Consider the following 8,577-nt stretch of genomic DNA (forward strand, 5'->3'; position numbering starts at 1 on the left):
CGAAGAAGTCACCTTCGGCGACATCCAGATCGATACCACTCAAGGCCTGGAAACCGTTGCCGTAGGTTTTGGTTAGCTGCCGGATGGACAGAGCGGAACTCATATCGGATTACGCACCAAGAAGGGATAAAAGGAATGATTAAGGGCGAGCGGCGAGCAACGCAACCGCGGCGCATGAGCGCAATGGTGCTTGTCGCCGCCACACAAGTACAGTCAAGTGTGTCGATAGTGAGTATTAAGTCAACGCGGTCATGACGGCCTTGCGATACGCCGCACGCTGTTTCAGCCGCGCGTACCAGGCCTCCAGATGGGGCTGCGCTGCGCGCTCGATCGGCATCTCGAACCAGGCATAAATAAAACTGCCGAGCGGAATATCGCCCATGCCGATCTCATCGCCGGACAAGTACGGCTTGGTCGCCAGCGCTTGATCGGCCATCGCCAGCAAGCCGTCGCATTCCTTGATCGCAGCGTTGATGGCGGACCAGTCCTGTTGCTCTGCCGGGGTGCGCAACACGCCCCAGAACACGGTGCGGAAGGGACCAGCAAAACTGGAGGTGGTCCAGTCCATCCACTTGTCAGCGATGGCCCGCGCCTGCACATCCGTCGGGTACCACGGGGTATAGGTGGCATGTTTGGCCAACAGGTAGCGGACGATGGCGTTGGACTCCCACAACACAAAACCGTCGTCTTCAATCACCGGCACGCGGCCATTGGGGTTCATCGCTCGGTATTCGGGTGTGTCGACGACCCCAAAGGCACCGCCTGCATCGATAGCCTCATAGGCCAGCCCCAACTCCTCGGCGGCCCACAACGGTTTTCTGACATTCGATGAATTTTTCCGACCCCAGATCTTCAGCATGACCGCCTCTCCATTGATGAATGCGCAGGCAGCATACGCCGGATCAGACGCGACTCAAATCGCTCTGCATGTCACCCAGCAGCGGTGACAGTTGATCGCCGAACAGGTGCGGATAGCACTTTTCCAGATGCTCGAAAAAGAACGCTTCCGGCACATCGGCAAACTGGCCGTGATCAACGAGGTACTCCATCAGCTTCTCGCCATCGCGATTGTATGGGTGGAAAACGCTGTCATTGATCCCGTCGAATTCCAGCGGCGCTACATTGAACAACTCACACAGTTTCTGGTTGAACGCCGGTGTTGCCTTGACCCAGCGATCTTGCAGATAGAACTCGGTGTAGCCGTGCATGGCGAACATATCGCTCTTGAGCAATTCGAGAAGGCGCGGCGTCGACAGATGATTGCGCACATCCGCCAGGCCGATTCGCGCGGGAATCCCGCAATGCCGCGCCGCACCCGCCAGCAATGTGGCCTTGGGCACGCAATAACTCTCCCCTGCTGCCAGCGCAAAACTGCCGCGTAAGGTCTGTGGATCGCGACTGAACGTGTAGGGGTTGTAGCGCACCGCCTCGCGTACCGCGTAGTAGAGGCTGACCGCCTGCTCAAGTGGATCACGACTGGCGCCACGATGTTTTTCGGCGAACTCCACTACCGAAGGGTGGTCACTATCGATGAAACGGCCGGGACTCAGATACTCGTGCATGAGTGCAATCTCCTTTGTAGGAGCGAGCTTGCTCGCGATGGTGGGTTAACGATGCCGCGCCTTTGTTGGATAAACGCGGCGCTCTTGCGTTCTTCGCGAGCAAGCTCGCTCCTACAGTTTGCCCCGAGTCTATCGAGAGGTTGAGCACAGAGATAACGACGTTTCGGCCAAATATGGACGCTTAGCCGCCCGCTCACTGAACGATTTCACAGGTCCGCGACCAACCGGGCCGGACACCCTCACCCGGGATTTCCCGCGTTTTCAATCACCTTGCACCAAACCTGCTGTTTTGCGGATGCCGTCTAAGCTCTGTGGGTTGGTTGGCCCTGGTTTCACGGAGGATTAAATATGCTGCTGTTGTGGATACTGGTTCTGGTTGTCGGGATAGCTTATTTAGCCCACCGTCGCATTGCGCCGCTGCCTGCCTTGGGCATCGTGGCTGTTTACCTGGTGGCAATGGGCGTCTTCAGCCGCGCCCCAGGCTGGCTGCTGTTTATTTTCTGGGTGTTGCTCGCAGCGGCGGCTGCACCGTTATTGCTACCTGACCTGCGCCGCAAATTCTTCAGCGCACCGATGTTCAAATGGTTCCAGAAAACCCTGCCGCCCATGTCGCAAACCGAACGCGATGCGATCGAAGCCGGCACCGTGTGGTGGGATGGCGAGCTGTTCAGCGGCCGTCCTGACTGGAACAAGCTGCTGTCCTACCCCAAGGCGCAACTGAGCGAAGAAGAACAGGCCTTCATCGATGGCCCGACCGAAATACTCTGTTCGATGGTCAGTGACTACCAGCTGGGTCAAACCATGGACCTTTCGCTCGAAGCCTGGACGTACATCAAGGAAAACGGTTTCTTTGCCCTGATCATTCCCAAGGAATTTGGCGGCAAGGGCTTCTCGGCCTATGCGCACTCGCAAGTGGCGATGAAACTGGCGAGCCACAGCGGCGACCTCGCCTCCACCGTGATGGTCCCCAACTCCCTTGGCCCTGCCGAACTGCTACTGCATTACGGCACCGACGAACAACGCAATCACTACCTGCCACGCCTGGCGCGGGGCGATGAAATCCCGTGTTTCGCCCTGACCGGCCCAATGGCCGGCTCCGACGCTGGCGGTATGCCCGACACCGGCGTGATCTGCAAAGGTGAATGGGAAGGCCAGGAAACCCTCGGCCTGCGCCTGAACTGGGAAAAGCGCTACATCACACTCGGCCCCGTCGCTACCCTCCTCGGCCTGGCGTTCAAGGCTTACGACCCGGACCATCTGCTGGGAGAAAAAGAAGACTTGGGCATCAGCCTGGCGCTGATTCCAACCGATATCCCCGGGGTGGAAATCGGCCGTCGTCACCTGCCACTGGGCGCTGCCTTCATGAACGGCCCGAACGCCGGTAAAGACGTTTTCGTCCCGCTGGAATTTCTCATCGGCGGCCAGGAAATGCTCGGCAAAGGCTGGATGATGCTGATGAACTGCCTGTCGGTCGGGCGTTCGATTTCACTGCCTGCGGTCGGCACCGGCATGGCCAAGTTCACCAGTCTGGTGACAGGCCAGTACGCGCAGATTCGCGAACAGTTCAACGTACCGATCGCGGCATTCGAAGGTATTCAGGAGTCCATGGCCCGAATCGGCGGTAATGCCTGGATGATGGACGCCGCGCGAATGCTGACCGCCAATGCCGTGGATCTGGGCGAGAAGCCGTCGGTGTTGTCGGCGATTCTCAAGTACCACCTCACCGAGCGCGGCCGCGAATGCATCAGCCACGCAATGGATGTACACGGCGGCAAGGCGATTATTGAAGGCCCCAACAATTACCTCGCCCGCAAATGGTGTGGCGCGCCGATTTTCATCACTGTGGAAGGCGCAAACATTCTGTCTCGAAACCTGATGATCTTCGGCCAGGGCGCGATTCGCTGCCATCCTTTCGTGCTCAAGGAAATGGCCCTCGCCGGTCGCGAGGACAAGGATCAGGCACTGACTGAATTCGACGGCCTGTTGCTCAAGCACATCGGTTTTGCCATAGGCAATGCGGCCAGCACCCTGGTGTTGAACCTTGGTTTCGGCCATCTGGAACACACGCCGGGGGACAAGCTCAGCCAGGGTTACTTCCGTGCCCTCAACCGCCAGGCCGCCGCATTCGCGCTGCTCGCCGACCTCAGCATGATGCTGTTGGGTGGCGAACTGAAACGCCGCGAACGCCTGTCGGCACGCTTGGGCGATGTGCTCAGCAACATGTATTTGGCCAGCGCCGCGCTCAAGCGATACAACGACCTCGATGCGCCCGAGCACATGGAGCCGCTGTTCACCTGGGCCATGGAGGAAAGCCTTGGCCAGGCGGAACGGGCCATGGACGAGTTGCTAAACAACTTCCCGAACAGGGTGCTGGCGTGCCTGTTGCGGGTCATCGTGTTCCCGTTCGGTCGTCGTCACAAAGGACCATCGGACAGATTGGGCGCACAAGTCGCTGCAATCATCGGTCGAGCCGAGGGCGATCCGGCGCTCGAAGAAGTCCTGCTCGGTTGCTACCGCCCACACTCCAAGGAAGATCCGGTGGGCGCCCTGCAACATGCCTGCAACCTGTTGAACGCTGCACAACCGCTGCAGAAAAAACTGCACGTGGCGCTCAAGAGCGGTCAGGTCATACCGGTTGCTGGTGAACATGCGATCGATGCCGCGCTGGAGGCTGGTGTGCTGCAAGCCGTGGAGGCTCAAACCCTGCGTGAGGCCGAGGCGGCGCGGCGCAAGGTGATTGATGTCGATGACTTCGACAAAGAGGAGATGGCGCAGATGGAAGGCAAGGTCCGCTGATCCAGCGGAACATCTCCATCACATCCCCACCATGTAAAAAAGGGCGCAGGAGCTTTATACTCCCGCGCCCGTTTTGCTCTAGAGGACTTATCTCGTGTCCAACATCGTTGCCGATCATCTCGTTTTACTCGACCACCTGCGCAGCATCCTGGTCGCCGTAGGTGAGGCCGAGCAGGTTCCCGACGAAAGCCATGCCTTGTTCCTGGAGCGCTTCGACGAACTGCTTGCACTGCTGCCGGTCGACCCGATCGAAAGCCAATACCTGGGCCAGGACATCCTGTGCCAGGTCATCACTCGCTATCCACAAATCGCCCACCTGGTCCCGCGCGACTTGCTGTGGTACTTCGCCGGGGACTGCCTGCACTACATGCCCGATGACGAAATCGACCTGTATCAGGCACTGGAAGAGCGTCGCTTCGAAGCTGAACAGAATGACGAACCGTTCGACTGGAACCAGGAAAAGCAACTGCTCTCCTTGTCGAATCAGGACAGCAAGCACTGATCCGGAATCGGTAATGCAAAAGGCCCGTATGGTTGAACATGCGGGCCTTTTTTTGTGGTCGAAGACGCCTTCGCGGGCAAGCCTCGCTCCTACAGAGAGCAAGGCTTGCCCGCGAATTGCCCCCTCAGAACAACCCGTCACTTTCGGGTAACTCATACTCCGATACGGCCAAAATTGGACTGCCCGACTTGCCTGGCTTGCCCAACGTCGGCTCCTTTGCCAGGCACTCAACCAGGTAATCAATCATCACCCGTATTTTGGGTGGCAGGTAGCGGGTTGGCGAATGCAGCAACCAGGCGCCTCCGTGGTAGGACGCCAGAAAGGTCCAGTCCGGCAACACTTGCACCATCAACCCTTTCTCCAAGGCACGGCGCGCCGTGAAATACGGCAGGCTGCCAATGCCGATGTGCTGCAATACCGCGCCAAAACGCACTCCCGTGTGATTGGCGGCATATCGTCCGCGTACGCCGACAGTGACCGACTTGCTGCCTTTCTTGAATTTCCAGCGCGCATCGCTCGGGGTTTCACCCAGGTAAATGCAGCTGTGGTTGAGCAAGTCATGGGGGTGCGTCGGCGTTCCGTGTTCGGCCAGATACTGCGGTGTCGCGCAGAGCAAATGGTCGATCGTCAGCAACTGCCGCCCCACCAGCCCCGCAGGCGGCCGATCGGTGATGCGAATCGCCAGGTCGACATGATCGTCGATCAAATCCACCTGACGATCCTCAAGCAACAGTTCCACATCCACCTTGGGATAACGGCGCAAGAACTCCGGCATATGGGGGTGAATCACGATCCGGCCTACCGCTTTTGGCACGCTGATACGCACCACCCCCTCGGGTTCATCGGTGAACTGGCCACTGATTTCCATCACTGAGCGAGCAGCATTGACCATCTCCTGGCATCGCTTGAACACCTCCTCGCCGCCGTCGCTCAAACGCAACTTGCGCGTCGTACGTTGCAGCAGGCGTGTGGCGAGGGCTTTCTCCAGTCGCGAAATGCTGCGGCTGACCGCTGAGGGCGAAGAGCCTAACTGGCGAGCCGCCTCGGAGAAGCTGCCGGTCTCGACGACCTTGACGAAAATCGCCATTTCACCCAGCAGTGGCAGTGGAAGATTTATGCTCACGACGCAACAGTCCTTTGAGGTTTGAACGGATTATCACGTTATTCCAGCCTCCATATAATAAAAAATAGAAAATTTATTCGGGCATGGAATATGACGCTTCGCCTCTTTTTCCATAGTGATGACCTCAAGGCCAATGTGGAAGTCCTGGACTGCACACCCCACGAAAGCGAATTCGCCGTGGTGCTGCGCGCAACGCTGTTTCATCCTCAGGGCGGAGGTCAACCCTGTGACACCGGCTGGATCGGCGAAAGTCGGGTACTGCGTGTAGTTCAGGACCCGGACCGAATCATTCATTTCGTCGATCGCCCGGTGAAGACAGGGATGACGCAGATCCGCATCGACGAGCAGCGTCGCCAATTCAACACACGCATGCATTCAGCCGGCCATCTGATCGGCCATTTCGTCCAGGCCATGGGCTGGATGCCCATCAAGGCGCATCACTGGCCTGGTGAAGGACGCGTGCAATTCAAACCGGTGCAATCGGCGCACGAAGTGGATATGTATATCGTGCAGCAGGGCATCGAACAGTGGATCGCCCACGATCTTCCACGCCTGACAGCGCTGCGCGAAGGCGCCCGGGAAATCGGTTTCGGCGAACTGCCCGCCTACGGTTGCGGCGGCACCCATGTACGGAGCCTGAAGGATTTGGGCACGGTCACGATCGAATCCCTTTCGCAAAAGAAAGGGACGTTGTCGGTCCACTACCACGTGGACTGAGCCTTTGGGCAACGGCGCCAAGGCCGCTGCACGACGCGGGGGGGAGCCTGCATCCGCGGGCTTCGTCGACTCTCTGATAGATGGACCTGAGACATGATGCTAGACGTCGAGCGTCTCGATGAGACGTGCATAAAAAAACTGGCCAACGAAGAAGTCCTCGCCATCCGAATCAAAGGCTGGTTGCCTGCGCCCCTGGCGATCCAGATTGGCGACAAGATCCTCGCGCCAGGCTTTGAAGGCTATATCAATGCGCCGAGCATCGGCCGCATCGGCATGGCGTTTTATGAGGCCGAGAACCGCCCCTTGCTGATCGAAGACTATTTCGAGCGCGCGACCCGCAATATCGCGGAACTGCGCAATCGCTGCGCGCCCTACCCCTCCCCGGTCGATACCCTGCGATGCATGCTTGACGAGTCCTGGCCGGCGGGGGCGCACCTGGAAAACCTTTATGGCCGCAAGATGTACGTCGGGCTCTCACGCGTCGTTAAACCGGGCGTGTGTTTTCTCGCCCACCACGACATTTTCGCCAAGGACGCCCCTGACAGCTTCCAGGCCAGAAGCCTTGAAGCGCAGTTCGCCTGCAATGTTTACCTGAACATGCCCACCGAAGGCGGCGCGCTGCAAATCTGGGATGACGATATTTCCCCCGAACAGTTCGACGAAATGCGGGGAGACAGTTACGGCATCGACCCGCAACTATTGGGTATTCCAACCCTGGAGATACTGCCGGCGCCCGGGGATTTCATCATGTTCAATTCGCGCCGCATGCACTCGGTGACGCCTGGCGTGACTGACCCACGCCTGAGCCTTTCTTTTTTTGTCGGCTATCGCGGCACAGCTTCCCCCCTGACCTTCTGGAGTTGAGATGCTTTCAAATTACCTGGGCGAGTTTCTGGCGCTGGCGACTATCCACTTTCTCGCCGTGGTCGCCCCCGGACCGGACTTCGCCGTAACGATTCGCCAGAGCGTGCGTTTCGGCCGGTGGGTGGGGATCTGCACGGCGCTGGGCATCGGCGCAGGCATTTCCGTGCACGTGCTGTACACCCTGCTCGGCGTCGGCGCCTTGATGCACACAATCCCGTGGCTGCTGACGGCGGCCAAGGTCGTGGGTGGCGCCTACATTCTTTACCTGGGCGTGAGCCTGGTGCGCAGCCAACCCAAATCCGTACTTGAAGGCGATAAAGCGGCTGATGAACCGGTCGTCGAACAAACACTGCTGAAGGCCTTCACCACGGGATTTTTGACCAACGCCACCAATCCCAAGGCCACCCTGTTTTTTCTGGCAATTTTCACCACCCTCATCAGCGCAACGACACCGCTGAACATTCAGGCGCTTTATGGCGTGTGGATGTGCTTTGTGAACGCTTTGTGGTTTGTAATCGTGGCATTGTTTTTTTCCAGCACCAGAGTCAGATTGCTGTTCATGCGCATGGGCCACTGGTTCGAACGCACCATGGGCGTGATCCTGATTTTGTTTGCGGGTCGCTTGATGCTGTCGATGTAAAAAGCCGCGCATAGGCAAAAGGCCCGCTCAGTCAGACTGGCGGGCCTTTTTTTCTATCTGAAGCACAAATCACGCGCAAACAAAAACGCCGCTCAATGAGCGGCGTCTTTGTTAAATATGGAGCGGGAAACGAGACTCGAACTCGCGACCCCGACCTTGGCAAGGTCGTGCTCTACCAACTGAGCTATTCCCGCAATGGCGTCCCCTAGGGGACTCGAACCCCTGTTACCGCCGTGAAAGGGCGGTGTCCTAGGCCACTAGACGAAGGGGACACAAAAACGCCGCTCAATAAGCGGCGTTTTCGTTGAAAATGGAGCGGGAAACGAGACTCGAACTCGCGACCCCGACCTTGGCAAGGTCGTGCTCTACCAAC

8 protein-coding genes, 2 tRNA genes and 1 pseudogene are annotated in these 8,577 nt (G+C 58.4%); 5 read left to right on the forward strand and 6 right to left on the reverse strand.

The genetic code is table 11. From position 1 onward, the window contains the following. From ACRESJ_RS16050 to ACRESJ_RS16060, 3 genes and pseudogenes are all read right to left on the reverse strand, one after another. Positions 1-103 (reverse strand): annotated as a pseudogene (locus ACRESJ_RS16050) (ABC transporter ATP-binding protein); the annotation flags it as partial. A 132-nt stretch (positions 104-235) separates the two neighbouring features. Then, positions 236-859: a glutathione S-transferase family protein gene (locus ACRESJ_RS16055; RefSeq protein ID WP_431758779.1), complete on the reverse strand. Its 624-nt coding sequence runs from the start codon at positions 857-859 to the stop codon at positions 236-238. Positions 860-902: 43 nt separating this feature from the next. Further along, a complete protein-coding gene (locus ACRESJ_RS16060) occupies positions 903-1,562 on the reverse strand; it encodes a transglutaminase-like domain-containing protein (protein WP_431758780.1) in 660 nt (219 codons plus the stop codon). 348 nt (positions 1,563-1,910) lie between these two features. Between ACRESJ_RS16060 and ACRESJ_RS16065 the strand changes: the two genes are divergently transcribed. Further along, positions 1,911-4,358, forward strand: a complete 2,448-nt coding sequence (locus ACRESJ_RS16065) for an acyl-CoA dehydrogenase (RefSeq protein ID WP_431758781.1) — start codon at positions 1,911-1,913, stop codon at positions 4,356-4,358. Positions 4,359-4,452: 94 nt separating this feature from the next. Beyond that, entirely contained in the window at positions 4,453-4,860 is a 408-nt protein-coding gene (locus ACRESJ_RS16070) for a PA2817 family protein (protein WP_008062898.1), read from the forward strand. A gap of 124 nt (positions 4,861-4,984) precedes the next feature. On the opposite strand, the gene ACRESJ_RS16075 is transcribed toward ACRESJ_RS16070, so the two are convergent. Beyond that, on the reverse strand, positions 4,985-5,983 hold the full coding sequence (locus ACRESJ_RS16075; RefSeq protein ID WP_431758782.1) for a LysR family transcriptional regulator: 999 nt from the start codon (positions 5,981-5,983) through the stop codon (positions 4,985-4,987). 90 nt (positions 5,984-6,073) lie between these two features. On the opposite strand from ACRESJ_RS16075, the gene ACRESJ_RS16080 reads away from it, so the two are divergent. The 3 genes from ACRESJ_RS16080 to ACRESJ_RS16090 all read left to right on the forward strand — a co-directional run bounded on the left by ACRESJ_RS16080 (position 6,074) and on the right by ACRESJ_RS16090 (position 8,204). Next, entirely contained in the window at positions 6,074-6,700 is a 627-nt protein-coding gene (locus ACRESJ_RS16080; RefSeq protein WP_431758783.1) for an alanyl-tRNA editing protein, read from the forward strand. Between the two features lie 93 nt (positions 6,701-6,793). Continuing rightward, on the forward strand, positions 6,794-7,564 hold the full coding sequence (locus ACRESJ_RS16085; RefSeq protein WP_431758784.1) for a 2OG-Fe(II) oxygenase: 771 nt from the start codon (positions 6,794-6,796) through the stop codon (positions 7,562-7,564). A 1-nt stretch (position 7,565) separates the two neighbouring features. After that, entirely contained in the window at positions 7,566-8,204 is a 639-nt protein-coding gene (locus tag ACRESJ_RS16090; RefSeq protein ID WP_431758785.1) for a LysE family translocator, read from the forward strand. Positions 8,205-8,322: 118 nt separating this feature from the next. Here the strand turns inward: ACRESJ_RS16090 and ACRESJ_RS16095 are convergent. Both ACRESJ_RS16095 and ACRESJ_RS16100 read right to left on the reverse strand, forming a co-directional pair. Continuing rightward, positions 8,323-8,398: transfer RNA gene (locus ACRESJ_RS16095), tRNA-Gly, on the reverse strand. A 2-nt stretch (positions 8,399-8,400) separates the two neighbouring features. Continuing rightward, a tRNA-Glu gene (locus tag ACRESJ_RS16100) sits at positions 8,401-8,476 on the reverse strand. Positions 8,477-8,577: the final 101 nt, after the last annotated feature.

The organism is Pseudomonas sp. (genome assembly GCF_050739655.1).
Taxonomy (GTDB): domain Bacteria; phylum Pseudomonadota; class Gammaproteobacteria; order Pseudomonadales; family Pseudomonadaceae; genus Aquipseudomonas.

What these genes read in the sequence shown, in the direction of transcription:
- ACRESJ_RS16055 (WP_431758779.1), bottom strand. Translation starts at nt 859, where the DNA reads ATGCTGAAGATCTGGGGTCGGAAAAATTCATCGAATGTCAGAAAACCG.
- ACRESJ_RS16060 (WP_431758780.1), bottom strand. Translation starts at nt 1,562, where the DNA reads ATGCACGAGTATCTGAGTCCCGGCCGTTTCATCGATAGTGACCACCCT.
- ACRESJ_RS16065 (WP_431758781.1), top strand. Translation starts at nt 1,911, where the DNA reads ATGCTGCTGTTGTGGATACTGGTTCTGGTTGTCGGGATAGCTTATTTA.
- ACRESJ_RS16080 (WP_431758783.1), top strand. Translation starts at nt 6,074, where the DNA reads ATGACGCTTCGCCTCTTTTTCCATAGTGATGACCTCAAGGCCAATGTG.
- ACRESJ_RS16085 (WP_431758784.1), top strand. Translation starts at nt 6,794, where the DNA reads ATGATGCTAGACGTCGAGCGTCTCGATGAGACGTGCATAAAAAAACTG.
- ACRESJ_RS16090 (WP_431758785.1), top strand. Translation starts at nt 7,566, where the DNA reads ATGCTTTCAAATTACCTGGGCGAGTTTCTGGCGCTGGCGACTATCCAC.